Here is a 24,266-nt window from a genome sequence, read left to right as displayed (position 1 = left end):
CATCGCACCTGAACTGACTGAAGTTTTTCTTTTTAACAGGTGATTTATGACTTACATCATTATTCATGCGCTGGCGCCAATCTTTGTCATCATGCTGCTGGGTTTTTACGCCGGCAAGACGAAAATGGTCGATAACCAGAATGTTTCTTTGCTCAATATCTTTGTGATGGATTTTGCGTTGCCCGCGGCGTTGTTCAGCGCCACCGTACAGACCCCGTGGCTGGGCATCGTGCAGCAGTCGCCGCTGATTGTGGTGCTGGTGTTGGCGATGTGGCTGACCTACGCGGCGATTTACTTTGCCAGCACCCGGCTGTTCCATAAGTCGCCGCAGGATGCAGCGGTGCTGACGCTGACCGTGGCGCTGCCCAACTATGCGGCGCTCGGCCTGCCGATCCTCGGCAGCGTGCTGGGTGAATCGCCGGGCACCTCGCTGTCGGTGGCGGTCTCCATCGCCTGCGGCTCGGTGCTGATGACGCCGTTCTGCCTGCTGATTCTGGAGCGGGAAAAAGCCCGCGCCGCTGGCGGCGTACAGCAGGCGGGAGCGCGCATGCTGCCGCTGTTGATGTGGCGCTCGGTGATTAAGCCAATCGTCTGGGGGCCGCTGCTGGGCGTGGTGCTGTCGGCCGTTGGCGTGCGGATGCCGGAGATGGTGCTGGCGGCGATCAAGCCGCTCGGGCTGGCGGCCACCGCGGCGGCGCTGTTCCTGACCGGGGTGATTTTGTCGGCGCGCCGGCTGCAGATTAATGCCTCGGTATTGCTGGCCAGCGTCACCAAGCTGCTGATCCAGCCGTTTATCGCCTGGGGCATCGTGCTGGTGCTGGGGCTGCACGGCAGCGTGGCGATCACCGCGATCCTGATGATTGCGCTGTCGGCGGGCTTCTTCGGCATCGTGTTCGGCAACCGCTTCGGCGTGCAGTCGCCGGATGCGGAAGCCACGCTACTGATAAGCTCGGTGCTGTGTATTCTGACGCTGCCGCTATTTATCACCCTGACCGCCGGTCTGTAACGGAGGAAACCATGATACGTCCGCATGACCTGCTATGGACGGATAACGCCGACGCGCTGATCTTTCCCGGCGCCGCGCCGGCATGGGCGACGCAGCGCCGGGAACTGCCGCTGGTGGTGCGGCGCGATTTGCCGCGCGACGGCGCCATTCCGGTAGGCATCCGCGGCGCGACGCGCGGCCAGCGGGCGGCGGCCTGGCTGCCGCCTGCGGCAGTGCGCCGGCGGGTAACGCCGCAGGCGCTGGTGGCCGGGCTGTCGGCGGCGTCGCCGTTTGCCGATTTGCCGCCGGTGCGGGCGCTGCTGAGGCTGGCGGCGCAGCCGTGGCGCTGGACGTGGGGCGTGACCGGCAGTTGCGGCTATGCGCTGGCGACCGGCCTGCCGGTGATGCATGCGGACAGCGATCTGGACCTTACCGTGCGCTGCCCGCAGCCCGTCGATCGTGCGGCGCTGCAGGCGCTGGCGCAGCGGCTGCGTACGCTGCCGTGTCGGGTCGATATGCAGATTGAAACCCCTCACGGCGGCTTTGCGCTCAACGAGTGGCTGCGCGACGGACGGGTACTGTTAAAAACCAACGGCGGCCCTTATCTGACCGATGCGCCATGGTCGGCGCTGCAGGAGTGATGATGAAGATTCTTTTTACCTTTCCCGGCCAGGGGCCGCAGACGCCGCAGATGTTGCACCAACTGCCGGACACTGCCGTCAGCCGCGAACTGCTGACGCAGGCGCGTCAGACGTTGGGGGAGGATCCGCTGGCGCTGGACGGTGCGCAGGCGCTGCAAAAAACGCGTGCGGTGCAGCTTTGCCTGTTGATCGCCGGCGTCGCCTACGCCCGCGAGCTGGAGCAGCACGGCGTGACGGCCGACTTTGTCAGCGGCCTGTCGATCGGCGCGTTTCCGGCGGCGGTGGTGGCCGGCGCCTTGAGCTTTGAGGACGCGCTGCGGCTGGTGGCGCTGCGCGGCGAGCTGATGGAGCAGGCCTATCCGCAGGGCTATGGTCTGGCGGCGCTGGTCGGTCTGCCGCAAAGCCGGGTGGAGGCGTTAATCGCGCAGGTGAACGGCGAGCAATCGCCGCTGTATCTGGCCAATATCAACGCCGATGACCAGATGGTGGTGGCCGGCAGCGATGAGGCGCTGAGCCGGGTGATGACGCTGGCGAAGCAGGCCGGCGCCGCCAGGGCCAGCCGTCTGGCGGTCAGCGTGCCGTCCCACTGCGCGCTGCTGGCGCAGCCGGCGGCCAGGCTGGCGGAGGCGATGCAGGCGGTGACGCTGCGGCGTCCGCGGGTGGCCTATCTGAGCGGCAGCAGCGGACGGGTGCTGTGGCAGCCTGAGCGCATCGCCGACGATCTGGCCTATAACATGGCGCGCACCGTGCGCTGGCACGAGGCGATGCGGGCGGCGTATGAGCGCGAGGTGCGGCTGGCGATTGAGATGCCGCCGGGCGCGGTGCTCAGCGGCCTGACGCGCAAGGTGATGACCGCGGGGGAAGCGCTGTCCCGCTGTCAGCTGGGGTTGGCGGCGGTAGTCGGCATTGTCGAACGCTACCGCCGTCAGGCTTAGCGGGGCCGCTCTGTGCGGGCGTACATGCGGCTCTCCGCCGTCAGCGCCAGCAGGTTCGGGTCCTGCTGCTGATTGCGGTTAATCACCAGCGCGATGGTCTGACGCATCTGGTAGCGTTCGCACAGCGGCATCAGCCGCACCGTGTGTTCGTAAACCTTTTTCATCCGGCCGGGCAGCAGCGTATAGCCGACGCCGGCCTGCACCAGACTGAGCATCGAGAAGATATCGTTGACCCGGGTGACGATTTCCGGCTCAAAACCGGCAATCTGAAAGGCCTCGGTAAAGCCGTGATAGGTGGCGAACCCTTCGGTCAGCGAAACGAATTTCTGGCGGCGGAAATCCTGCAGGTCTGCCGGGCCGTCAACCAGCAGTTCAGAGCTGGCGGGCGCGGCAAGAAAAATATCGTCTTTAAACAGCGGCTGGGTCTCAAAGCGCTGCGGGTCCACCTGGCTGTCGGAAACGGAGATCAGAATGGCGTCCAACTGCTGCGTCTGCAGCTGCGCCAGCAGCGCGGCGTTGGAGCCCATTGTCAGATTGATTTCCAGCTCCGGACGGCGCAGTTTCAGCCCCATAATCAGGCGCGGCACCGTTTCCAGCGTCAGCGAGTAGAGCGTGCCGAGCCGCAGGCGCTGCTGCCCGAAGCCGGCCTTCAGCCGCGTCTCCTCAATGCCTTTCTGGGTCAGCCCGACGATATCGCGGGCGTAGTCCGCCAGCGTATGGGCGGCGGGCAGCGGCTGCAGACTGCGTCCCTGATGAATAAACAGCGGGCAGCGGATGCCGGCCTCCAGCGTATGCAGCGCGCGGTGGACGCTGACGCTGCTCAGCGCCAGCCGTTCGGCGGCGCGGGCGATGTTTTCCGTCTCCATAAAGGCCAGAAAGATTTCCAGTTTTTTCAGGGTAATTTCACTGTCGATCATTGGCGCATCCCTTGGCGGTTTCAGCCCACCATCATAACAACAATCGCGGCGGGCGGCTTCCCATTGCCGCGCCAAGCCGCTATATTGCCCGCCGCAAAAAAAGAGCTGAACTTTGCGAGCGCTCGCTGAAATCGGGGCCGAATAACGCTGTACACTTATCATATACCCTAAATAATTCGAGTTGCAGGAAGGCGGCAGGAGAAGGCATCCCGATGAGCTTACAGCGGTAAGTGATTCGGGTGACTGAGCGCAGCCAACACACCTGCAGCTTGAAGTATGACGGGGAGAAATAGGCCTGGGGAGGGCGCACGATGGATTACGAATTTCTGCGGGATGTGACCGGTCAGGTAATCGTCAGATTTTCTATGGGACATGAAGCCATCGGCCATTGGATCAATGAAGAGCTGAAAGGCGATCTGAATCTGCTGGACCGGATTGAGAGCGGCGCGGCGCAGGTGAAGGGCAGCGAGCGTCAGTGGCAGCTGGAAGGCCATGAATATACGCTGCTGATGGATGGTGAAGAGGTGATGATCCGCGCCAATCAGCTGCTGTTTGAAGGCGACGAGATGGAGGAGGGGATGAGCTATTACGATGAAGAGAGCCTCTCCTTCTGCGGCGTGGAGGATTTTCTGGCGGTGCTGAAGGCCTACCGGCACTTTATGCTGAACTACTGAGCGGGGCCGTTGCCGAGCGGGCGGCGTTCTCCGCCCACACACCTACCCTTTTTGATTAAATAAAATCAAAAAATCATTTATCGGTCGTGATAACTGCGATCGCGCTCTCTATTTTTTATAATTTGATTCAATATAATCATTGTGATTAAAATAAATCAAAAATGTGAGGGTGCGATGAAACTGAAAGCGGCAATAGAGAAGATCCCCGGCGGGATGATGGTCGTCCCGCTGGTGCTTGGCGCGCTGTTGAATACTTTTACACCAGAGGCTTTAGAGATCGGCGGTTTCACCACCGCGTTATTCAAAAACGGCGCCGCGCCGCTGATCGGCGCTTTCCTGCTGTGCATGGGGGCCGGCATCAGCTTTAAGGCGGCGCCGCAGGCGCTGCTGCAGGGCGGCACCATTACCCTGACCAAACTGCTGGTGGCAATGGCGCTGGGGCTGGGAGTGGAGCGGCTGTTTGGCGCTGACGGCGTCTTTGGCCTGACCGGCGTGGCGATTATCGCGGCGATGAGCAACTCCAACGGCGGCCTGTATGCGGCGCTGGTCGGCGAGTTCGGCAATGAGCGCGACGTCGGCGCCATCTCCATTCTGTCGCTCAACGACGGCCCCTTCTTCACCATGATCGCGCTGGGCGCCGCCGGGATGGCCAACATTCCGCTGATGGCGCTGGTTGCGGTGCTGGTGCCGCTGCTGGTGGGGATGCTGCTGGGCAACCTCGATGCGAATATGCGTGAATTCCTGACCAAAGGCGGCCCGGTATTGATCCCGTTCTTCGCCTTTGCCCTCGGCGCCGGCATCAATCTGGAGATGCTGCTGCAGGGCGGGCTGGCGGGCATTCTGCTCGGGGCATTGACCACCTTCGTCGGCGGTTTCTTCAACATCCGCGCCGATCGGCTGGTTGGCGGCTCCGGCATCGCCGGAGCGGCGGCCTCCAGCACGGCGGGCAATGCGGTGGCGACGCCGCTGGCGATAGCGCAGGCCGATCCTTCGCTGGCGTCGGTGGCCGCGGCGGCCGCGCCGCTGATTGCCGCCTCGGTGATCACCACGGCGATCCTGACGCCGATCCTCAGTTCCTGGGTGGCGAAGCGTAATGCGGCGGTGAAGGAGAAGGCGGTATGAAAATGATCGTGATTGCCGATGATTTTACCGGCGCTAACGATACCGGCGTACAGCTGGCGAAAAAGGGCGCGCGCACCGACGTGCTGCTGAATGACCGGCAGCCGGCGCCGCGCCGCGGCGATGTGCTGGTGATCAATACCGAGAGCCGCGCGCTGCCGGCGGCGGAGGCGGCGCGCAAGGTCAGCGATGCGCTGCGCCCCTACTGTGGCGGTGAGCAGCCGCCGCGGGTGTACAAAAAGATTGATTCCACCTTTCGCGGCAACGTCGGCGCGGAAATCGCCGCGGCAATGCAGGCCAGCGGCGCACGGCTGGCGATTGTGGCGGCGGCGATACCGGCCGCCGGCCGGGTGACGCGGGACGGCGCATGCTGGGTGCACGGCGTGCCGCTGTTGGAGACCGAATTTGCCAGCGATCCGAAAACGCCGATCGTCTCGTCGCAGATTAACACCCTGATTAGCCGGCAAACCGATATCGCCATTGAACAACTGGATCTGGCGAGGGTGCGCGGCGCGGCGCTGGACGAGCGGCTGGCGCAGCTGGCGCGGCAGGGCGGCATTGTGGTGGCGGACGCCGAACTGGACAGCGATCTGGCGCTGCTGGCGCAGAGCATCGGCCGGCTTGCCACGCCGGTGCTGCTGGTCGGCGCCGCCGGCCTGGCCAATGCGCTGCCGTCGGCCTGGTATCTCAGCGAGCGGCAGCGGCTGCCGGTGCTGGTGGTGGCCGGTTCGATGAGCGAGGCCACCCGCCGGCAGATTACCTTCGCCGAACAGGAGAAATCGCTGGGCATTATCGATATCGACGTGCGGGCATTGCTGTCGGCGCAGGGCGCACAGGCCTGCGAGGAGATTGCGCAGCAGGCGGCGGCGATACTGCAGGCGCATCGGCACTGCGTACTGCGCACCTGCCGCGACGGCGATGCGCGCCGGCAGGTGGAGCAGCTGTGTGCTGAGCTGGACGTCAGCCGCCAGCAGCTGGGCGACCGCATCAGCCAGTCGCTGGGGGAGATGACGCTCGACATTATCAACCGTACGCGGATTGGCGGCCTGTTCCTGACCGGCGGCGATATTGCGATTGCCGTCGCCCGGGCGCTGGGGGCGGAAGGCTACCGTATTAACGGTGAAGTCGCGCCCTGCGTACCGTGCGGCACCTTTATCAACAGTGAGATTGACGACCTGCCGGTAATTACCAAAGCCGGCGGTTTTGGCGGCGAAACCACGCTGCGCGACGCGCTTTATTTTATTGAGGAGATGTACAGTGGCAAATAACACCATCGCGATTACCATGGGCGACCCGGCAGGCATCGGGCCGGAAATTATTATCAAGGCGTTGGCCGAGGGAGAACTGTCCGGCGCCCGCGCCGTGGTGGTCGGCTGTTTGGCCACGCTGCGGCGCATTCAGGCGCTGGGCATCACGCCGGCGGCGGAGCTACGGCCGATAGAGACGGTGGCGCAGGCGCGTTTTGCGCCGGGAGTGATCAATGTGATCGACGAGCCGCTGGCGGATCCCGCCGCGCTGCAGGCGGGGAAAGTCCAGGCGCAGGCGGGGGATCTGGCCTACCGCTGCGTCAGACGCGCCACCGAACTGGCGCAGGCCGGCGAGGTGCAGGGCATCGCCACCGCGCCGCTGAACAAAGAGGCGCTGCATCTGGCGGGGCATATGTATCCCGGCCATACCGAGCTGCTGGCCACGCTGACCCACAGCCGCGATTACGCCATGGTGCTGTATACCGACAAGCTGAAAGTGATCCACGTATCCACCCATATCGCCCTGCGTAAGTTCCTGGATACGCTGAGCGCCGAGCGGATCGAAACGGTGGTGTCGATGGCGGATACTTTCCTCAAGCGGGTGGGTTTTAGCCAGCCGCGCATCGCCGTCGCCGGCGTTAACCCGCACGCCGGGGAGAACGGCCTGTTTGGCGATGAAGAGATTAAGATCGTCAGCCCGGCGATTGCAGCGGCGAAGGCGCGCGGTATTGATGTCTACGGGCCTTGTCCGCCGGATACGGTCTTCCTGCAGGCTTACGAAGGCCAATACGATATGGTGGTGGCGATGTACCACGATCAGGGGCATATTCCGCTGAAACTGCTGGGCTTTTATGACGGGGTGAACATTACCGCCGGGCTGCCGTTTATCCGCACCTCCGCCGACCACGGTACGGCCTTTGATATTGCCTGGACAGGCAAAGCCAAGTCTGAGAGCATGGCGATCTCGATACAATTAGCCACGCAGCTTGCCTAATCAAGGGACTATGAAGCCACAACATCGTCTGGACCAGATTCTGGACTATTTAAAGGGCCATAATCTGGTCACGGTTGAACAACTGGTTACGGCGATCGACGCATCGCCGGCCACCATTCGCCGCGATCTGATCAAACTGGATGAACAGGGCGTGATCAACCGCAGCCACGGCGGCGTGGCGCTCAACCGCTTTATCCCCGCCCAGCCGACCACCAATGAGAAACAGCTGCTCCATCTGCAGGAAAAGCGCGCTATTGCCCAGCAGGCGCTGGCGCTGATTAAGCCCGGCGATGCGGTGGTGCTGGACGCCGGCACGACCATGCTGGAACTGGCGCGCAACCTGACCCATCTGCCGCTGCGGGTGATTACCGCCGACCTGCGCATCGCCCTGCTGCTGTCGGAGTTCAAGCAGATCGAGGTCACCATTATCGGCGGCCGCATTGATGACAGCAGCCAGTCCTGTATCGGCGAGCACGGTCGCCGCCTGCTGCGCGGCGTCTATCCGGATATCGCCTTTATCAGCTGTAACTCCTGGAGTCTGGAAAAGGGCGTCACCACGCCGACGGAAGAGAAGGCCGGGCTGAAGCAGGATCTGGCGGCAAACGCACGCCAACGGGTGTTGCTGGCGGACAGCAGCAAATACGGTGCCTATTCACTGTTTTGCGCGACGCCGCTGGCCGGGCTGACCGATATCGTGACCGACGGCGCCCTGCCGGCGGAGGTGCAGCAGCAGTTAACGGCGCTGCCCGCGCGGCTGCATCTGGCCCAGTAGAGCGCAATGATGGCGGGCGTCATGCCCGCTCGACGTTATTTCCTTTCCCCGCACTTTTTACCGGCGGACAACGTGAGCTGCCCCCGGTTTAACGTTGATTTGTTTTGTATCCCTACCATTTTTAGGTTACATCTTGTTAATAAATATAATGCTTATTGTTACAAGCATACAACGGTAGGGGGAAGGGATGGATTGGGTAATCGCGGGGTTGTCGGCCGTTAACGGCGTGGTATGGGGCGTCCCGATGCTGATCGGTATTCTGGGCATCGGTATATTTCTGCAGATTCGGCTCTCTTTTTTGCCGATTCGCCGGTTAGGCACCGGCTTTAAGCTGCTGTTCGAGCGCAATCACCACCGCGGCGACGGACAGATTTCACCGTTCAACGCGCTGATGACCGCGCTGTCCGCCACCATCGGCACCGGTAATATTGCCGGCGTTGCCACGGCGGTGGTGCTCGGCGGCCCCGGCGCGCTGTTCTGGATGTGGATCACCGCGCTGGTGGGCATGGCGACCAAATATTCCGAGGCGGTGCTGGCGGTGCGTTTTCGCGAAGTCGACGCGCGCGGACACTATGTCGGCGGGCCGATGTACTACATCAAGCACGGACTGGGTAAAAAGTGGATGTGGCTGGGAACGCTGTTCGCCTTTTTCGGCAGTATTGCCGGCTTCGGCATCGGCAATACCGTGCAGGCCAACTCGATTGCCGAGGCGCTGAACAGTAACTTCGGCGTCTCCCACGCGGTGACCGCCGGCGTGCTGGTGGTGCTGGTGGGCGCGGTGTTGATCGGCGGCATTAAGCGTATTGCCGACGTGGCGGGGAAACTGGTGCCGCTGATGACGGTGGGCTATTTTGGCGCCGGCATTATCGTGCTGGGGTTGAACGTGAGCGAGATCCCGGCCGCCTTTTCGCTGATTATCACGTCCGCCTTTACGCCGGTGGCGGCGCAGGGGGGCTTTGCCGGCGCGGCGGTCTGGGCGGCAATTCGCTTCGGGGTGGCGCGCGGCGTGTTCTCCAACGAGGCCGGTCTCGGCAGCGCGCCGATCGCCCACGCGGCGGCCAAAACGCAGAACCCGATTCGTCAGGGGCTGATCGCCATGCTGGGCACCTTCATTGACACTATTATCGTGTGTTCCATCACCGGCCTGACCATTATTATCAGCGGTAAATGGATCAGCGGCGAGACGGGGGCGGCGCTGACCTCGACGGCCTTCTCATCCTCTCTGCCGGGCGGTAACTACATCGTGGCGGTGGCGCTGGCGATTTTCGCCTTTACCACTATTCTGGGCTGGAGCTTTTATGGTGAGAAGTGCATCCAGTATCTGTTCGGGCCGAAGATGATCGTACCGTTCCGCATTGCCTGGATCATTGCGCTGCCGATTGGCGCCACGCAGTCGCTGGAGTTTGTCTGGCTGCTGGCGGACACGCTGAATGCGATGATGGCGATCCCGAACCTGATTGCGCTGGCGCTGTTAAGCCCGGTGGTGTACCGCCTGACGCGCGAACATATTCATGATGTGAACGCGCCCTCGGTTCAGGTTGACGGTACCAATCAGTAGCGGCGGGGGGACTCAAACAGCGGGGCAGCCTTGGCTGCCCCGCGTGGTTTACAGATGCGGAATATTCCGCCCGTAATAGATCTCCTGCATCTCTTTCCACAGCAGATCGGTAATCCGTTGTCGTTCTTCCTCGCTCAGCGCCTCGGGTTTGGCGTTGAACAGATAGTGCTTCAGATCGAAATCTTTCAGCAGCATCTTGGTGTGGAAGATATTTTCCTGATAAACGTTCACATCCATCATGTGGTACAGCGCCTTCATATCCTCAGACATAAAGTTCTGGATCGAATTGATCTCATGATCGATATAGTGCTTCACGCCGTTGACGTCACGGGTGAAACCGCGCACGCGGTAATCCATGGTGACGATATCCGATTCCAGCTGGTGGATCAGATAGTTCAGCGCCTTCAGCGGGGAAATCACGCCGCAGGTTGAGACTTCAATGTCGGCGCGGAAGGTGCACAGGCCGCCTTCCGGATGGCTCTCCGGGTAGGTGTGTACGCAGATATGGCTCTTGTCCAGGTGTGCCACCACCGTATTGGGCAGCGGGCCGGGGTGTTCCGAGGTATCAACGTCTTTCGGATCGACCGGTTCCTCGCTCACCAGAATGGTGACGCTGGCGCCTTGCGGCTCATAGTCCTGACGTGCGATGTTCAGAATGTTGGCGCCAATGATCGAGCAGGTCTCGCTGAGGATCTCGGTCAGGCGGTTGGCGTTGTACTGTTCGTCAATGTAGGCGATATAGCCGTCGCGGTCGTCCGCGGTTTTGGCGTAACAAATATCGTAAATACAAAAACTCAGGCTTTTGGTCAGGTTATTGAAGCCGTGCAGTTTCAGCTTTTGCAATTTGGTTCACCCCCTTTGTTTCTCTCGGGTCTAACGTGGAATGCGCTCTTGCGCCGCTTATGCCGGTGATTCGGCCAGGGCGTTGAGCAGGTATTGCGGCAAGGCAAAGCTGCCGCCGTGGACCGCCGGGTTGTAATAACGGCAGTGTAAACCGCTTTGGTTAAAGCGTTGTTGCAGCGTGGCGAGGTCAAGCTGACGCAGCGCCGGGTTCTGGCTGGCCCAGGCAAAGGTCATGATGCCGCCGTAGTAGGTCGGGATTGCCGCCTGGTAAAAGCTGACGTCCTGGAAATAGTGGCTTAACCGGGTGTGGCTGTTGACGGCCTCATCCTGCTGCAGGAAGCAGACGCCGTTCTGCGCGACGAAAATGCCGTTCTCATTCAGACAGCGGGCGCAGCCTTCATAGAAGGCCGAGGTGAACAGGCTTTCACCGGGGCCGATCGGGTCGGTGCAGTCGGAGATAATCACGTCGAATTTTTCATCGGTCTGATTAACGAAGTTGACGCCGTCGTCGATCACCAGTTTGAAGCGCGGGTCGTCATAGGCGCCGGCATTGTGGTTTGGCAGGTACTGACGGCAGAACTCCACCACGCCGGCGTCGATTTCCACCATGGTGATCTGCTCAACGCCGCGGTGACGGCTGACTTCACGCAGCATGCCGCCGTCGCCGCCGCCGATAATCAGCACTTTCTTCGCCTGGCCGTGGGCCAGCAGCGGCACGTGGGTCATCATCTCGTGGTAGATGAACTCGTCGCGCTCGGTGGTCTGCACCACGCCGTCAAGCGCCATCACGCGCCCTAACACCGCGTTTTCAAAGATCACCAGATCCTGGTGTTCGGTTTTTTCACGGTACAGCTCTTTCTCTACCGTGAAGTACTGACCGAAGCTGTCGTGCAGCGTTTCATACCAAATTTCTTTTTGGGCCATGTCGGGATGCTCCGTAATAACAGCCATGAAAAATCGGCGCAACATAATAGCTAACTCTGCTACAGGTTGCACGGTGGAATTTCACACAATCGGCGGGAAAGGACGAGCGGCGGCGTAGGGCCGGCCGCCTTTAGTTGGCGTAGGCCAGCAGGCTGAGGGAGTCGCGCGCCAGCGATTTGCACTTGGTTGGCGTAGGGATGGCAATGCCGCTGAGATCGCGGTAGCTGTCCTCGCCCAGCGCCTTCATATCGAAGTGGTCATAATTGCTGAGATCCCAGCGGTTCTGTTGGGCAAAATAGACGATGGCGCGCTTTACCTGCTCGTTAGGCAAGTCTTTGTAACCACAGTTGTTTTTCAGATAGACGAACACCGCAGTCAGATCCGCCAGGTCTTCCGCCTCTGATTCATTGAGCGCCAGGCTGGCGTTGGAAAAGCCCAGCGTACTCAGCAACAGTATCAATAAAGTGGTCTTTTTCATCATGACAATGGGGCCGTTGGTTGTCTGCAGACGTTACCACACTTTTTCCTTTCCCACTCTACTTTCGTCCGCAGGGCGGCTTTACAGCCGATTCGGCCTGCACGTATGATTTCTGTGCGTTTCGCAGGAGGATTAACACAAGGAGTGTATAACGATGACGGCATTAACTTTTCCCTGTACGGTGTTCGAAACCCAGAAACGGATGGATGACTATGGCGCGGCGGATATGCGCAGCGGTGACCTGACGTCCGGGCAGTTAAAGACGCAGTTTCGTTTGACGGACGTTTCCACCAGAGTAGCCCCCTATACGCTAAGGCGCATATTCTTAATGATAAGACTGTAAATAGTTCATTATTAAAAATAAGAAATGCTTTGGATGAAAATATCGATAGGGTTAATGGTTATTTTCTCAATGATAAGCTCTACAGGATAAGGGAAATTATTCTTGAGGGAAGGCTGCCCAAGTTCGATCGGTTGCAGGATAATTTTAACGGTATGGGGATAACCGTTCATGATACATGGGCAACGCACATTACTATAAAGTCGCTCCATATTGAGAATGGCGGCTATCGTGTCGCAGTGAACTACAAAGTACAGGATCACTTCGGTTTGGATACAGAGGATATTTTAAAGTTCAAGTTTAATCAGTTTCGTTTTTTTCGCATCTGGTTTGTACTGCAGCGCTATAACCAGTTTGGTTTTAAGCCGTTTATGACAAATATGGAAGCGGATGTAGAGTTGCAGGGGACGTGGTGATGAAGGGAAAATGTAAGGTAACGTTTGTTGCTTTGGTTGTCGTCATACTGCTTGGATTATTGATATGGATATTGGTTCGTCCGGTAAAAATTGTTGCCGTACATAAAAAAGGGGAGTTTGCTTCTGTTTTAGTTGAAAACTTCCCGCTTAGCGACCGGGGGAAAATGAATTGGTGGCTCAAAAACCAAAAAACACTAACAGAGCAATATGGGATTCCTGCCCCGGCAAAAGATAGCTACTTTTATGTCACATTTTGGAAATTTGGTGACGGTTACAAAGAAGAGGGCAAGTACGATCGACTGTGCTTTGACGATATGAAAGCGCCAAAGAACTGCATTGAAAAAGATGCGGTTTTCTCTGTCAGCCACAGCCGTAATCTGGGCACCGTTTTTACCACCTATGAAGGACGCTACAAACTGCAAGAAAACGGTGAGATTGTCGCATATAAGAGTACGTTTGAAGCCCGATGACGGGAGCGCGGGAGCCGGTGCCTGAATAACTTGACGTAACCTAACAAAACAAGACAAATCAAACTATTATTGAACTTGACCTTCCACCAAGGGGAGGGTTTACGCTGGCCGGATATTTTTATGTAACTGGAAAAGGGAGTCAGCTATGTTACGTCGTGATTTTATTAAATATACCGCCGCATTGGGCGCGGTCAGCGCATTGCCGCTCTGGAGCCGGGCCGCGTGGGCGGCCGATCTGCCCGCGCTGCCGATACCGCCGCTGTTGACTCCGGATGCGCAAGGCAAGCTGGCGCTGGCGCTGCAGACCGGCGAGATGAACTGGCTGCCGCAGGCGGCGACCAAAACCTGGGGCGTCAACGGCGCCCTGCTGGGGCCGGCGGTGCGTCTGCAACGCGGAAAAGCGGTGACGGTCGATATTAACAACCGGCTGCCGGAAGCCAGCACCGTTCACTGGCACGGGCTGGAGATCCCCGGCGACGTCGACGGCGGCCCGCAGGCGCTGATTGCGCCGGGCGCCACCCGCACCGTCCATTTCACCATCGACCAGCCGGCGGCCACCTGCTGGTTCCATCCGCATACGCACGGTAAAACCGGCCATCAAGTGATGATGGGGCTGGGCGGCCTGGTGCTGCTGGAAGATGAAGAGAGCAGCAAACTGCCGCTGCCGAAAACCTGGGGCAAGGATGATATCCCGGTGATTTTGCAGGACAAGCGGCTGGGCAAAGATGCGCAGATTGAGTATCAGCTCGATATTATGAGCGCGGCGGTGGGCTGGTTCGGCGACCGCATGTTCACCAATGGCGCGCAGTACCCGCAGCACGTCGCGCCGCGCGGCTGGCTGCGCCTGCGCTTTCTCAACGGCTGTAACGCGCGTTCGCTGCAGCTGGCCGCCAGCGATCGGCGTCCGCTGTACGTTATCGCCAGCGACGGCGGTTTCCTCGGCGAGCCGGTGAAGCTGACGGAACTGCCGATGCTGATGGGCGAACGTTTTGAAGTGCTGGTCGACGCCAGCGACGGTAAACCGTTTGATATCGTCACCCTGCCGGTCCAGCAGATGGGGATGACGCTGGCGCCGTTCGACCAGCCGCTGCCGGTGCTGCATATTCAGCCATCGCTGGCGCAGGGGATCAAATCGATGCCGGACAGCCTGGTGAAACTGCCGCCGCTGCCTGCCGCCGCCGGCGCACAGCAGCGCGAGTTCCGCCTGATGATGGATCCGAAACTGGATATGCTGGGAATGAAGGCGCTGATGGACCGCTACGGACATCAGGCGATGGCCGGCATGAGTATGGACCACGGCAGCATGGGGCACGGCGCGCCGGAGAGCGGCGGCCAGATGGCCGGTATGGATCACGGCAAGATGGACCATGGCAAGATGGCCGGGATGGATCACAGCAAGATGGATCACGGCAGCATGGCCGGCATGGACCACGGCAAGATGAAGCACGGTGAGCAGCCGTATGATTTCAGCCATGGCAATACCATCAACGGCAAGGCGTTCGACATGAACAAGCCGATGTTTGCCGCCAAACGCGGGCAGTATGAGAAGTGGGTCATCTCCGGCGAAGGCGACATGATGCTGCATCCTTTCCATATTCACGGCACCCAGTTCCGTATTTTAAGCGAAAACGGCAAGCCGCCGGCGGCGCATCGCGCAGGCTGGAAGGATACGGTGCGGGTGGAAGGCGCGCGCAGCGAGGTGCTGGTGCAGTTCAACCATGAGGCCAGTGCGGAACACGCCTATATGGCGCACTGTCACCTGCTGGAGCATGAAGATACCGGCATGATGATGGGCTTTACCGTCGCCTGACGGTAAAAATGGCAGGGCGGCGCACTCGCGTCGCCTCTGCTGTCAGGCTATGCTAGAATCTGCGCCTTTCTTCCGGCAATAGACCTGAATACTATGAAACACACTGTAGAAGTAATGATTTCCGAGCAGGAAGTTAAGACCCGAATCGCCGAACTTGGCCGCCAGATCACCGAACATTACCGCGACAGCGGCAGCGATATGGTGCTGGTCGGGCTGCTGCGCGGCTCTTTCATGTTTATGGCGGATCTGTGCCGCACCATCGAGGTGTCGCACGAGGTCGATTTCATGACCGCCTCCAGCTACGGCAGCGGCATGTCCACCACCCGCGACGTGAAAATCCTCAAAGATCTCGATGAAGACATCCGCGGCAAAGACGTGCTGATCGTGGAAGACATCATCGATTCCGGCAATACGCTGAACAAAGTGCGTGAAATTCTGGCGCTGCGCGGCCCGAAATCGCTGGCGATCTGTACGCTGCTGGATAAACCGGAGCGTCGTGAAGTAGAAGTGCCGGTCGAGTACGTAGGCTTCTCTATTCCGGACGAGTTTGTGGTCGGCTATGGCATCGACTATGCCCAGCGCTATCGCCACCTGCCGTACGTCGGCAAAGTGGTGCTGCTCGACGAGTAAGCAAGATCGGGGGCGACGTGGTTAAACGCGCCCCCGTCAGTTTGGCGTGAGGCAGCAGCCTTATGCCTGCGGCGGCTGTAAGCCTTTGCTCTGCAGCAGCGTCGAAATGCCTTTGCGGTAGCCCTGTTCCAGGCTTTCGCGGCTGGTGGCCGTGACCTCCAGATCGCGCAGGCGTCCGTCCTGAATGCCGTATACCCAGCCGTGAATCATCACTTTCTGGCCGCGCTGCCAGGCGGACTGCATGATGGTGGAGTGGCCCAGGTTATGCACCTGTTCGATCACGTTGATCTCGCACAGGGCGTTGAGGCACTCTTCCTTTTCGAGTTTTTCCAGTTGCGGGCTATGCTTGTACCACAGATCGCGGATATGCAGCAGCCAGTTGTTGATCAGCCCCAGCTCCGGGTTTTCAACCGCCGCCTGCACGCCGCCGCAGCCCAGGTGGCCGCAGATAATGATATGTTCAACCTGCAGCACATCGACGGCGTACTGCACCACCGACAGGCAGTTAAGATCGGTGTGAATCACCAGGTTGGCCACGTTGCGGTGCACGAACAGTTCTCCCGGCTCCATTCCGGTCAGACGTTCGGCAGGCACGCGGCTGTCAGAACAGCCAATCCACAGAAAACGCGGTTTTTGCGCCTGCGCCAGTCGTTCAAAGAATTCGGGGTCTTCCTGGTTGATGTTGGAGGACCACGCTTGGTTATTGGCAATCAGCCTTTGTATCTCTTTCATGGAGGTTATGCGCCTGTAATGAATACTTTGCGTTGGAGTAATATAGGACAAGCGTCACAGTTTTGAAATCGGAACAGTGAATTTAACCGCACGGATTCAACTCGGCAGGCGCGCCGTTGATGGTAAGATCAGGGGAATTATTCAATAACATCAGTCTCGAATACATGGTCATAGGGTACCCTTATCGCTTATGAATTATGCACTGGAATTAACACAGTTGACCAAGACCTACGCCGGCGGGGTCAAGGCGTTGCGCGGTATCGACCTGCGCGTCGAAGCCGGTGATTTCTATGCTTTGCTGGGGCCGAACGGCGCGGGCAAATCCACCACCATCGGGATTATCAGCTCGCTGGTGAATAAAACCTCCGGCAAGGTGCAGGTGTTTGGCTATGACACCGATAAGGACATCGTCAACGCCAAGCGTCAGCTGGGGCTGGTGCCGCAGGAGTTCAACTTCAACCCGTTTGAAACCGTGATGCAGATTGTGGTCAACCAGGCGGGTTACTATGGCGTGACGCGGCGCGATGCGCTGTCGCGCGCGGAAAAATACCTGACGCAGCTGGACCTGTGGGAAAAACGCAACGAGCGGGCGCGCATGCTGTCCGGCGGGATGAAGCGCCGCCTGATGATCGCCCGCGCGCTGATGCATCAGCCCAAGCTGCTGATCCTCGATGAGCCGACCGCCGGGGTGGATATCGAACTGCGCCGCTCTATGTGGGGCTTCCTGAAAGATCTCAATGCGCAGGGCACCACCATCATCCTGACGACCCACTATCTGGAAGAGGCGGAGATGCTGTGCCGCAATATCGGCATTATCCAGAACGGCGAGCTGGTGGAGAACACCTCGATGAAAGGGTTGTTGGCGAAGCTGAAGTCGGAGACCTTTATCCTCGATCTGGCGGCGAAAAGCCCGCTGCCGACGCTGGACGGCTATCACAGCCGGCTGGTCGACACCTCAACGCTGGAAGTGGAAGTGATGCGCGAACAGGGGCTGAACGGCCTGTTCAGCCAGCTGAGCGCGCAGGGCGTGCAGGTGCTGAGCATGCGCAACAAGGCTAACCGGCTGGAAGAGCTGTTTGTCACCCTGGTTAATGGTAATGGAGAAAAAGCATGACACGTTTGTACTGGGTGGCATTGCAGAGCATCTGGGCGAAAGAAGTGCACCGTTTTGCGCGTATCTGGGTGCAGACCCTGGTGCCGCCGGTGATCACCATGACGCTGTATTTTATTATCTTCGGTAATCTGATCGGTTCGCAGATCGGCAGTATGCACGGCTTCACCTACATGCAGTTTATCGTGCCCGGCCTGATTATGATGGCGGTGATCACCAACTCTTACGCCAACGTCGCCTCGTCGTTCTTCAGCGCCAAATTCCAGCGCAATATCGAAGAACTGCTGGTGGCGCCGGTGCCGACCCACGTGGTGATCGCCGGTTACGTCGGCGGCGGCGTAGCGCGCGGCATCTGCGTGGGCGTGCTGGTGACGGCGATCTCGCTGTTCTTCGTGCCGCTGCAGATCCACGCCTGGTGGGTGATTGCCGCCACGCTGCTGCTGACGGCGATTCTGTTCTCGCTGGGCGGCCTGCTTAATGCGGTCTTCGCCACCACCTTTGACGATATCAGCCTGATCCCGACCTTTGTGCTGACGCCGCTGACCTATCTGGGCGGGGTGTTCTACTCGCTGTCGCTGCTGCCGCCGTTCTGGCAGGCGGTGTCGAAGCTGAACCCGATCGTGTATATGATCAGCGGTTTCCGCTACGGCTTCCTCGGCGTGCACGACGTGCCGCTGACGCTGACCATGGCGGTGCTGCTGGCGTTTATCGCCGTGTTCTACCTGCTGGCCTGGTATCTGATCGAGCGCGGCCGCGGTCTGCGCACCTGATGGCCGTTCCCCCTCCCGCCGGCGTGCTGCGGGAGGGGGAAAGTCCGTTATCCCGCCTTTTTCTCCCCACTGTAAATCGTGCTATGCTGATGCACCCTCGACTTTTGGTCATTACGCACGGTTAAAACACTCTCATGCGGTTTCACATCAAGATAGCGGCAACGCTGGCCGGCGTGTTGACGTCGCTGCTGGCGCCGGCGGCGTCGGCCGGCCTGGTGTCGGCAGACAACGCGCTAAAATCCGGTTATATGGAAGCAAAACGCGACAGCGAGATCTATTCGCTGATCGGCGAACAGGTTATTCCGGTGGGCGAAGTGAAGGAAGGGCAGTTGGTGCAGGTCTTTCCGGCGGACGCGGAATATTATGAGCTGAAGTTCGGCCACGGCGTGGGGTTTATCGATAAGGACGACGTCGAGCGCCTTAACCGGGCGCAGGCGGAAAAGGTGAAAGATCCGCTGGGGGAGCTGAATAAGCCGCTGACCAACCAGAACCTGATCACCCGTCAGGCGATCAACGTTTACACCGCGGCGGATAACAAAAGCGAAATCTTCGGCATTCTGGAAGAGAACCTGCGCTATCCGATTATCGGCAGGCTGAAGGATCGGCTGAATAACACCTGGTATGAAATCAATCTCGGCGATCGGCTCGGCTACGTCAGCGAACTGGACTGTGAAGTCGATAATGGCATTCCGGTGCTGACCTATCACCACCTGCTGAAGAACGACGAGAACAAGCGTTTTCGCCACACCTCCACCACCACCTCGGACGTGGCCTTCAGCAATCAGATGACCTACCTGAAGCAGGCCGGCTACGACACCATTTCGCTCTACCAGCTGGAAGCCTATCTGAAGAACCGCATCAACCTGCCGGGCAAGGCGGTGGTGCTGACCTTCGACGACGGGCTGAAATCGGTGTATCGCTACGCCTATCCGGTGCTGAAGCAGTACGGCTTCCGCGCGACGGCGTTTATTGTCTCGTCGCGCATCAAGCGCCATCCGCAGAAGTGGAACCCGGATTCACTGCAGTTTATGAGCATTTCGGAGCTGAAGCAGCTGCAGGATGTGTTTGATATCCAGTCGCATACCCACTTCCTGCACCGTATCGACGGCTATAAGCGGCCGATCCTGCTGAGCCGCAGCCTGCACAATATCACGTTTGATTTTGAGCACTCCCGCCGCGCGCTGTCGCAGTTCAACCCGCATGTGCTGTATCTCTCCTACCCGTTCGGCGCCTATAACCAGAAGGCGGTGCAGGCGGCGGAAGACGCCGGTTTCCATCTGGCGGTGACGACGGTGCAGGGGAAGGTGAAGCCGGGCGACAACCCGTATAAGCTGAAGCGGCTGTATATTCTGCGCACCGACTCGATCCAGACGATGGCGGACCGCATCGCCAATAAACCGGGCACGGTGGTGCAGTAACGCCGATAAAAAAGGGGCTGAACCCGGTTCAGCCCCTTGCCATGTTTTCCGACCGTCAGGCAACCTGTACCGGCACCGCTTTCGCTTTGCGCTGCAGCTGGTTGTCCCCTTCAAAGTAGGCGACTTTCGGGTGATGCTGGCGCGCATCGGCATCGCTCATCTGTACGTAAGAACAGATAATCAGCAGGTCGCCGACGCAGGCGCAGCGGGCGGCCGCGCCGTTGACGGAAATAATGCGCGAGCCGCGTTCGGCGGCGATGGCGTAGGTGGAAAAACGCTGACCGTTATCAACGTTATAAATATCGATAGCTTCATATTCCAGGATGCCGGCGGCATCCAGAAAATCCTGGTCGATGGCGCAGGAGCCTTCATAATGCAGGTCTGCCTGGGTGACTTTCACCCGGTGCAGTTTGCCTTGCAGCATAGTACGTATCATAGCGTTACCTTTCACAGGCGTGAGTTAAGTTCCGACAGCGAACCGCCATATCGTCACCGATCTCCCCGGACTTGTCTACTTGGAAGGTCGGGGGAGTAGTGACGACTGTGCAAAAAATAGTTACTCGGTCAGATCGACCTGCTGATTATCAATCAGTCGGGCTTTGCCCAGCCAGGCGGCCATCAGCACCACCGCGCGCCGGCTGTCGGCGCTGAGCGGCTGCAGGCTGTCGGCGTCGCGGATAAACAGCTCGTCCGGGGTGAAGCCGGCGTCGCGCAGCTGCTCGGCGGTCTGCGCCAGCAGTTCGTCAATCTGCCGCTCGCCGTTGCCCAGCCGCTCGGCCAGCTGGTTCATGATGCGGCTGAGCTGCGGCGCCTTCTTGCGTTCGTCCGCCGTCAGGTAGCCGTTGCGCGAGCTGAGCGCCAGACCGTCCTTGGCGCGCACGGTCGGCACGCCGACGATCTCGATGTCGTAGCCCATATCGGCCACCATTTTGCGGATCAGCGCCAGCTGCTGGTAATCCTTCTCGCCGAAGCAGGCCAGGTCCGGCTGCACCAGGTTGAACAGCTTGCTGACGATGGTCGACACGCCGCGGAAGTGGCCGGGACGGCTGGCGCCCTCCAGCATGGCGGAGATGCCGGGCACCTCGACGAAGGTCTGCTCGCCCAGCCCCTGCGGATACACTTCCGCCGGCGCCGGCGCAAACACCAGATCGACGTTGTTGCGGGTCAGCTTCTCACAGTCTTCCTGCAGGGTGCGCGGGTAGTTGGTCAGATCTTCCGGCCGGTCAAACTGCATCGGGTTGACGAAAATGCTGACCACCACGATATCGCCGCGGGCGCGGGCCTCGTCGATCAGCGTCATATGGCCGTCGTGCAGATTGCCCATGGTCGGCACCAGCGCGATGCGTTTCCCTTCCTGCCGGTAGCGGCGAATATGCTGGCGCAGCAGCGGCAGGGTCTGAATAATTAACATGTTGGCTCCCGGTTCAATAGGGCTGACGCTTAGTTAAATGAGTGCTCGGCCGCAGGGTAAATACCCTGTTCGACTTCCTGAATATACTGTTGCACCGCGCTGCGCAGGTCGCCGCTCTGGGCGAGGAAGTTTTTGGCGAACTTCGGCGTGTGGCCGCCGGTGATGCCGAAGGCGTCGTGCATGACCAGGATCTGGCCGTCGGTGCCGTTGCCCGCGCCGATGCCGATCACCGGAATGGACAGCATGGCGGTGATTTTGCGCGCCAGCTCGGTCGGCACGCACTCCAGCACCAGCAGCTGAATGCCGGCCTGTTCCAGATTCTTCGCGTCTTCAATCAGCTGGTTGGCTGCCGCGTCATCGCGGCCCTGCACCTTGTAGCCGCCGAAGATATTCACCGACTGCGGGGTCAGCCCCAGATGGCCGCACACCGGCACGGCGCGCTCCACCAGCATCTTCACCGTATCGCACAGCCAGCTGCCGCCTTCGATTTTGATCATATTGGCGCCGGCGCGCATCACTTCCGCCGCGTTGGCGAAGGTCTGCTCCGGGGTGGCGTATCCCATAAACGGCAGGTCGGCCAGCAGCAGGCAGGCCGGCGCGCCGCGGCGTACGGCGCGGGTGTGGTAGGCGATGTCGGCCACGGTGACCGGCAGCGTGGAGTCGTGCCCCTGCAGCGTCATGCCCAGTGAGTCGCCGACCAGCATGAGTTTGATGCCCTGTTCTTCAAACAGTCTGGCGAAGCTGGCATCGTAGGCGGTCAGCGTCGCAAACTTGCGCTGCTCCTGTTTCCACTGGCGTAAGTGGGTCACGGTGGTGGGTTTCATCACAACGTCTCCTTGGTAGCGCCGAGTGGCGTGCACCGGCGCTGGCGGAAAAAAAGTGCTGTCATTCTACTGTAACCCTCCGGGGGTGGGTAGCGACGATAGTTATGGTTAAGATGTTCTTAAGAACCTTATGATGTAATAAGTAAATCTCTCTTTACAGATGCCCTGGCCCAGGCGAAAAAATGGCCGCCCGCGGCGAAAATAAGGACGTGCATGAGAATTCTGCTGATTGAAGACGACAAGATTATCGGCGACGGCATCAAGGTCGGGCTGAGCCAGTTGGGCTTTACCCTCGACTGGTTTAGCGACGGCAAGCTCGGCAAACAGGCGCTGGGCAGCGCGCCCTATGATGCGGTGATCCTCGATCTCAGCCTGCCGGGCATCGACGGTCTCGATCTGCTGCGCGAATGGCGGCAGGCCGGCGAGGACGTGCCGGTGCTGATCCTGACCGCGCGCGATGCGCTGTCGCAGCGGGTAGACGGCTTGCAGAGCGGCGCCGACGACTACCTGTGCAAGCCGTTTGCGCTGGCGGAGGTGGCGGCGCGTCTGCAGGCGCTGATTCGCCGCCGTCACGGCAGGCTGAGCGCTCAGCTGACGCACGGCCGGCTGGTGTTCGACACCGCGGCGCGCAGCGTCACGCTGGACGGCGCGCTGGTGACGCTGACGCCGCGCGAGCTGGCGGTGCTGGAGCTGTTTTTACATAACAAGGGGCGGGTGCTGGCGCGGCCGCTGATTCAGGAAAAGTTGTACAGCTGGGACGATGAGGTGAGCAGCAACGCGGTGGAGGTGCATATCCACCACCTGCGCCGCAAGCTGGGCAACGGCTTTATCCGCACGGTGCACGGCGTGGGCTACACGCTGGGGGACGCCGAGTGAAGCGGCTGAGCCTGCGGCTGCGGCTGATTATCCTGTTCAGCCTGTTGGCGCTGCTGACCTGGGGTGTCGCCAGCGCGGTGGCGTGGAATATCACGCGCCACAATCTGAATAAGGTGTTCGATACCCAGCAGATGCTGTTCGCCAAACGGCTGGCGACGGCCAATCTCGGCGATATCTCAAGCGTCGGCAGCCTGCCGAAGACCAAAAAGCTGGTGCGCCACGGCAAGCGCGGCCAGCAGGATGACGACGCGCTGGCGTTCGCCATTTTTGACCGCCAGGGGCGCATGCTGCTGAACGACGGGGAAAACGGCGAGGATATTGTGTTTGACGCGCGGACGGACGGCTTTGTCGACGGCCGCCTGAAAGGGGATGACGACCGCTGGCGGCTGGTTTGGCTGACCAGCCCGGACGGCCGCCAGCGCATCGCCGTCGGCCAGGAGATGGAGTACCGGCAGGATATGGCCTGGGCGCTGGTGACCGGGCAGCTGACGCCGTGGCTGGCGACGCTGCCGCTGCTGATGCTGCTGATTGCCGTGGTGGTGGGGCGTGAGCTGCGTCCGCTGCGCAGCGTGGCGCAGGAGCTGCATCGCCGCGCGCCGGATGATGACGCGCCGCTTCAGGCGCACCGGGTGCCGAGCGAAGTGCGCCCGCTGGTGGACGCGCTCAACGCGCTGTTCGCCCGCATCGGCGCCATGCTGCAGCGCGAACGGCGCTTTACCTCCGATGCGGCGCATGAGCTGCGCAGCCCGTTGGCGGCGCTGCGGGTGCAGACCGAAGTGGTGCAGCTGGCCGGCGATAACGCCGAGGTGCGCGCCCCCGCGCTGGAGAAGCTGACCATCAGCATTGACCGCGCCACGCGGCTGGTGGACCAACTGCTGACGCTGTCGCGGCTGGATGCGCTGCCGGACCTGCACCAGCAGGAGCGCATCGACTGGCATCAGCTGGTGACGGCGACGCTGGCCGAGCAGGAGCGCGATGCCCATCGCGCGGGGATGACGCTGCGCTATGAGGCGCAGGGCGCCCCGACGCCGCGGCCGGGGCAGGCGCTGCTGCTGTCGCTGCTGGTGCGTAATCTGGTGGATAATGCGCTGCGCTATACGCCGTCCGGCGGCACGGTGACAGTCACGTTAACGCCGCGCGCGCTGACGGTGGAGGACGACGGGCCGGGGGTGACGGACGAACATCTGGCGCGGCTGGGGGAGCGCTTCTACCGGCCGCCGGGGCAGGAGCAGACCGGCAGCGGGCTGGGGCTGTCGATTGTGCAGCGCATTGCGGCGCTGCATGGCTTACGGGTCAGTTTCGCCAACCGGCAGGAAGGGGGCTTTGAGGTTCGGGTGATGCTGTAGCGGCAGGGCGCCCGCGGTTAACGGG

At 60.4% G+C, this 24,266-nt stretch carries 25 protein-coding genes and 1 pseudogene; 18 read left to right on the top strand and 8 right to left on the bottom strand.

Annotated features, from left to right (window positions below; all coding sequences use genetic code 11):
- Positions 1 to 46: 46 nt before the first annotated feature.
- Genes I6G83_RS02675 through mdcH form a run of 3 tightly spaced genes read left to right on the top strand, consistent with a single transcriptional unit; the run spans position 47 to position 2,561 of the window.
- Positions 47 to 1,006, top strand: a complete 960-nt coding sequence (locus I6G83_RS02675) for an AEC family transporter (protein ID WP_054307862.1) — start codon at positions 47 to 49, stop codon at positions 1,004 to 1,006.
- Between the two features lie 11 nt (positions 1,007 to 1,017).
- On the top strand, positions 1,018 to 1,626 hold the full coding sequence (locus tag I6G83_RS02670; RefSeq protein ID WP_062779232.1) for a malonate decarboxylase holo-ACP synthase: 609 nt from the start codon (positions 1,018 to 1,020) through the stop codon (positions 1,624 to 1,626).
- Between the two features lie 2 nt (positions 1,627 to 1,628).
- Entirely contained in the window at positions 1,629 to 2,561 is a 933-nt protein-coding gene (gene mdcH / locus I6G83_RS02665) for a malonate decarboxylase subunit epsilon (RefSeq protein WP_054307105.1), read from the top strand.
- Here mdcH and I6G83_RS02660 read toward each other — a convergent pair.
- Positions 2,558 to 3,478 (bottom strand): LysR family transcriptional regulator, encoded by a 921-nt coding sequence (locus I6G83_RS02660; protein ID WP_054307104.1) that lies wholly within the window; start codon positions 3,476 to 3,478, stop codon positions 2,558 to 2,560. The two genes, mdcH and I6G83_RS02660, sit on opposite strands and share 4 nt — an antisense overlap.
- A gap of 311 nt (positions 3,479 to 3,789) precedes the next feature.
- On the opposite strand from I6G83_RS02660, the gene yacL reads away from it, so the two are divergent.
- The 6 genes from yacL (at position 3,790) to I6G83_RS02630 (ending at position 9,842) form a co-directional block, all read left to right on the top strand.
- On the top strand, positions 3,790 to 4,152 hold the full coding sequence (gene yacL / locus I6G83_RS02655; protein WP_054307103.1) for a protein YacL: 363 nt from the start codon (positions 3,790 to 3,792) through the stop codon (positions 4,150 to 4,152).
- 174 nt (positions 4,153 to 4,326) lie between these two features.
- Positions 4,327 to 5,274 (top strand): 2-keto-3-deoxygluconate permease 1, encoded by a 948-nt coding sequence (locus I6G83_RS02650; RefSeq protein WP_015673759.1) that lies wholly within the window; start codon positions 4,327 to 4,329, stop codon positions 5,272 to 5,274.
- Positions 5,271 to 6,539: a D-threonate kinase gene (gene dtnK / locus I6G83_RS02645; RefSeq protein WP_054307102.1), complete on the top strand. Its 1,269-nt coding sequence runs from the start codon at positions 5,271 to 5,273 to the stop codon at positions 6,537 to 6,539. Before I6G83_RS02650 ends, dtnK begins: the two co-directional genes overlap by 4 nt.
- 16 nt (positions 6,540 to 6,555) lie before the next feature.
- Positions 6,556 to 7,512, top strand: a complete 957-nt coding sequence (locus I6G83_RS02640; RefSeq protein WP_041412200.1) for a D-threonate 4-phosphate dehydrogenase — start codon at positions 6,556 to 6,558, stop codon at positions 7,510 to 7,512.
- 10 nt (positions 7,513 to 7,522) lie between these two features.
- Positions 7,523 to 8,284: a DeoR/GlpR family DNA-binding transcription regulator gene (locus I6G83_RS02635; protein WP_054307101.1), complete on the top strand. Its 762-nt coding sequence runs from the start codon at positions 7,523 to 7,525 to the stop codon at positions 8,282 to 8,284.
- A gap of 187 nt (positions 8,285 to 8,471) precedes the next feature.
- A complete protein-coding gene (locus I6G83_RS02630) occupies positions 8,472 to 9,842 on the top strand; it encodes an alanine/glycine:cation symporter family protein (RefSeq protein ID WP_015673755.1) in 1,371 nt (456 codons plus the stop codon).
- A gap of 48 nt (positions 9,843 to 9,890) precedes the next feature.
- On the opposite strand, the gene speD is transcribed toward I6G83_RS02630, so the two are convergent.
- From speD to I6G83_RS02615, 3 genes are all read right to left on the bottom strand, one after another.
- Positions 9,891 to 10,685: an adenosylmethionine decarboxylase gene (gene speD, locus I6G83_RS02625; protein ID WP_015673754.1), complete on the bottom strand. Its 795-nt coding sequence runs from the start codon at positions 10,683 to 10,685 to the stop codon at positions 9,891 to 9,893.
- 57 nt (positions 10,686 to 10,742) lie between these two features.
- A complete protein-coding gene (gene speE / locus I6G83_RS02620; RefSeq protein ID WP_054307100.1) occupies positions 10,743 to 11,609 on the bottom strand; it encodes a polyamine aminopropyltransferase in 867 nt (288 codons plus the stop codon).
- 130 nt (positions 11,610 to 11,739) lie between these two features.
- Entirely contained in the window at positions 11,740 to 12,087 is a 348-nt protein-coding gene (locus I6G83_RS02615) for a YacC family pilotin-like protein (protein WP_015673752.1), read from the bottom strand.
- A 154-nt stretch (positions 12,088 to 12,241) separates the two neighbouring features.
- On the opposite strand from I6G83_RS02615, the pseudogene I6G83_RS02610 reads away from it, so the two are divergent.
- The 4 genes and pseudogenes from I6G83_RS02610 to hpt all read left to right on the top strand — a co-directional run bounded on the left by I6G83_RS02610 (position 12,242) and on the right by hpt (position 15,753).
- Positions 12,242 to 12,843: pseudogene (locus I6G83_RS02610) on the top strand (YPO3983 family protein).
- A complete protein-coding gene (locus I6G83_RS02605; RefSeq protein WP_054307097.1) occupies positions 12,843 to 13,313 on the top strand; it encodes a DUF943 family protein in 471 nt (156 codons plus the stop codon). The pseudogene I6G83_RS02610 and the gene I6G83_RS02605 overlap by 1 nt, the downstream one beginning before the upstream one ends.
- Positions 13,314 to 13,458: 145 nt before the next feature.
- Positions 13,459 to 15,123 (top strand): multicopper oxidase CueO, encoded by a 1,665-nt coding sequence (gene cueO / locus I6G83_RS02600; RefSeq protein ID WP_054307096.1) that lies wholly within the window; start codon positions 13,459 to 13,461, stop codon positions 15,121 to 15,123.
- Between the two features lie 93 nt (positions 15,124 to 15,216).
- Entirely contained in the window at positions 15,217 to 15,753 is a 537-nt protein-coding gene (gene hpt / locus I6G83_RS02595) for a hypoxanthine phosphoribosyltransferase (RefSeq protein ID WP_015673748.1), read from the top strand.
- Between the two features lie 60 nt (positions 15,754 to 15,813).
- Here hpt and can read toward each other — a convergent pair whose 3' ends face one another.
- Positions 15,814 to 16,485 (bottom strand): carbonate dehydratase, encoded by a 672-nt coding sequence (gene can / locus I6G83_RS02590; RefSeq protein ID WP_054307095.1) that lies wholly within the window; start codon positions 16,483 to 16,485, stop codon positions 15,814 to 15,816.
- A gap of 190 nt (positions 16,486 to 16,675) precedes the next feature.
- On the opposite strand from can, the gene I6G83_RS02585 reads away from it, so the two are divergent.
- The 3 genes from I6G83_RS02585 to I6G83_RS02575 all read left to right on the top strand — a co-directional run bounded on the left by I6G83_RS02585 (position 16,676) and on the right by I6G83_RS02575 (position 19,784).
- Entirely contained in the window at positions 16,676 to 17,599 is a 924-nt protein-coding gene (locus I6G83_RS02585; RefSeq protein ID WP_054307094.1) for an ABC transporter ATP-binding protein, read from the top strand.
- Positions 17,596 to 18,366 (top strand): ABC transporter permease, encoded by a 771-nt coding sequence (locus I6G83_RS02580; RefSeq protein WP_054307093.1) that lies wholly within the window; start codon positions 17,596 to 17,598, stop codon positions 18,364 to 18,366. The genes I6G83_RS02585 and I6G83_RS02580 overlap by 4 nt, the downstream gene beginning before the upstream one ends.
- Before the next feature lie 134 nt (positions 18,367 to 18,500).
- Positions 18,501 to 19,784: a polysaccharide deacetylase family protein gene (locus I6G83_RS02575; protein ID WP_015673743.1), complete on the top strand. Its 1,284-nt coding sequence runs from the start codon at positions 18,501 to 18,503 to the stop codon at positions 19,782 to 19,784.
- A 55-nt stretch (positions 19,785 to 19,839) separates the two neighbouring features.
- On the opposite strand, the gene panD is transcribed toward I6G83_RS02575, so the two are convergent.
- The 3 genes from panD to panB form a co-directional block, all read right to left on the bottom strand.
- A complete protein-coding gene (gene panD, locus I6G83_RS02570; RefSeq protein ID WP_015673742.1) occupies positions 19,840 to 20,220 on the bottom strand; it encodes an aspartate 1-decarboxylase in 381 nt (126 codons plus the stop codon).
- A 120-nt stretch (positions 20,221 to 20,340) separates the two neighbouring features.
- Entirely contained in the window at positions 20,341 to 21,195 is an 855-nt protein-coding gene (panC, locus tag I6G83_RS02565; RefSeq protein ID WP_054307092.1) for a pantoate--beta-alanine ligase, read from the bottom strand.
- A gap of 29 nt (positions 21,196 to 21,224) precedes the next feature.
- Entirely contained in the window at positions 21,225 to 22,019 is a 795-nt protein-coding gene (gene panB, locus I6G83_RS02560) for a 3-methyl-2-oxobutanoate hydroxymethyltransferase (protein ID WP_015673740.1), read from the bottom strand.
- Between the two features lie 213 nt (positions 22,020 to 22,232).
- Here panB and qseB point away from each other — a divergent pair, with 213 nt between their 5' ends.
- Together qseB and qseC are read left to right on the top strand one after the other, a co-directional pair.
- Positions 22,233 to 22,895, top strand: coding sequence for a quorum sensing response regulator transcription factor QseB (gene qseB / locus I6G83_RS02555; RefSeq protein ID WP_015673739.1), 663 nt, complete (start codon positions 22,233 to 22,235; stop codon positions 22,893 to 22,895).
- Complete coding sequence (qseC, locus tag I6G83_RS02550; protein WP_054307091.1) at positions 22,892 to 24,241, top strand: quorum sensing histidine kinase QseC; 1,350 nt, start codon at positions 22,892 to 22,894, stop codon at positions 24,239 to 24,241. The genes qseB and qseC overlap by 4 nt, the downstream gene beginning before the upstream one ends.
- Positions 24,242 to 24,266: the final 25 nt, after the last annotated feature.

Origin of the sequence: Serratia rubidaea, assembly GCF_016026735.1 — a bacterium.
Taxonomy (GTDB): domain Bacteria; phylum Pseudomonadota; class Gammaproteobacteria; order Enterobacterales; family Enterobacteriaceae; genus Serratia_B; species Serratia_B rubidaea.
This window is presented reverse-complemented; position numbering and strand designations above follow the sequence as displayed.

What these genes read in the sequence shown, in the direction of transcription:
- I6G83_RS02675 (WP_054307862.1), top strand. Translation starts at nt 47, where the DNA reads ATGACTTACATCATTATTCATGCGCTGGCGCCAATCTTTGTCATCATG.
- I6G83_RS02670 (WP_062779232.1), top strand. Translation starts at nt 1,018, where the DNA reads ATGATACGTCCGCATGACCTGCTATGGACGGATAACGCCGACGCGCTG.
- mdcH (WP_054307105.1), top strand. Translation starts at nt 1,629, where the DNA reads ATGAAGATTCTTTTTACCTTTCCCGGCCAGGGGCCGCAGACGCCGCAG.
- I6G83_RS02660 (WP_054307104.1), bottom strand. Translation starts at nt 3,478, where the DNA reads ATGATCGACAGTGAAATTACCCTGAAAAAACTGGAAATCTTTCTGGCC.
- yacL (WP_054307103.1), top strand. Translation starts at nt 3,790, where the DNA reads ATGGATTACGAATTTCTGCGGGATGTGACCGGTCAGGTAATCGTCAGA.
- I6G83_RS02650 (WP_015673759.1), top strand. Translation starts at nt 4,327, where the DNA reads ATGAAACTGAAAGCGGCAATAGAGAAGATCCCCGGCGGGATGATGGTC.
- dtnK (WP_054307102.1), top strand. Translation starts at nt 5,271, where the DNA reads ATGAAAATGATCGTGATTGCCGATGATTTTACCGGCGCTAACGATACC.
- I6G83_RS02640 (WP_041412200.1), top strand. Translation starts at nt 6,556, where the DNA reads ATGGGCGACCCGGCAGGCATCGGGCCGGAAATTATTATCAAGGCGTTG.
- I6G83_RS02635 (WP_054307101.1), top strand. Translation starts at nt 7,523, where the DNA reads ATGAAGCCACAACATCGTCTGGACCAGATTCTGGACTATTTAAAGGGC.
- I6G83_RS02630 (WP_015673755.1), top strand. Translation starts at nt 8,472, where the DNA reads ATGGATTGGGTAATCGCGGGGTTGTCGGCCGTTAACGGCGTGGTATGG.
- speE (WP_054307100.1), bottom strand. Translation starts at nt 11,609, where the DNA reads ATGGCCCAAAAAGAAATTTGGTATGAAACGCTGCACGACAGCTTCGGT.
- I6G83_RS02615 (WP_015673752.1), bottom strand. Translation starts at nt 12,087, where the DNA reads ATGAAAAAGACCACTTTATTGATACTGTTGCTGAGTACGCTGGGCTTT.
- I6G83_RS02605 (WP_054307097.1), top strand. Translation starts at nt 12,843, where the DNA reads ATGAAGGGAAAATGTAAGGTAACGTTTGTTGCTTTGGTTGTCGTCATA.
- cueO (WP_054307096.1), top strand. Translation starts at nt 13,459, where the DNA reads ATGTTACGTCGTGATTTTATTAAATATACCGCCGCATTGGGCGCGGTC.
- hpt (WP_015673748.1), top strand. Translation starts at nt 15,217, where the DNA reads ATGAAACACACTGTAGAAGTAATGATTTCCGAGCAGGAAGTTAAGACC.
- can (WP_054307095.1), bottom strand. Translation starts at nt 16,485, where the DNA reads ATGAAAGAGATACAAAGGCTGATTGCCAATAACCAAGCGTGGTCCTCC.
- I6G83_RS02585 (WP_054307094.1), top strand. Translation starts at nt 16,676, where the DNA reads ATGAATTATGCACTGGAATTAACACAGTTGACCAAGACCTACGCCGGC.
- I6G83_RS02580 (WP_054307093.1), top strand. Translation starts at nt 17,596, where the DNA reads ATGACACGTTTGTACTGGGTGGCATTGCAGAGCATCTGGGCGAAAGAA.
- I6G83_RS02575 (WP_015673743.1), top strand. Translation starts at nt 18,501, where the DNA reads ATGCGGTTTCACATCAAGATAGCGGCAACGCTGGCCGGCGTGTTGACG.
- panD (WP_015673742.1), bottom strand. Translation starts at nt 20,220, where the DNA reads ATGATACGTACTATGCTGCAAGGCAAACTGCACCGGGTGAAAGTCACC.
- panC (WP_054307092.1), bottom strand. Translation starts at nt 21,195, where the DNA reads ATGTTAATTATTCAGACCCTGCCGCTGCTGCGCCAGCATATTCGCCGC.
- panB (WP_015673740.1), bottom strand. Translation starts at nt 22,019, where the DNA reads ATGAAACCCACCACCGTGACCCACTTACGCCAGTGGAAACAGGAGCAG.
- qseB (WP_015673739.1), top strand. Translation starts at nt 22,233, where the DNA reads ATGAGAATTCTGCTGATTGAAGACGACAAGATTATCGGCGACGGCATC.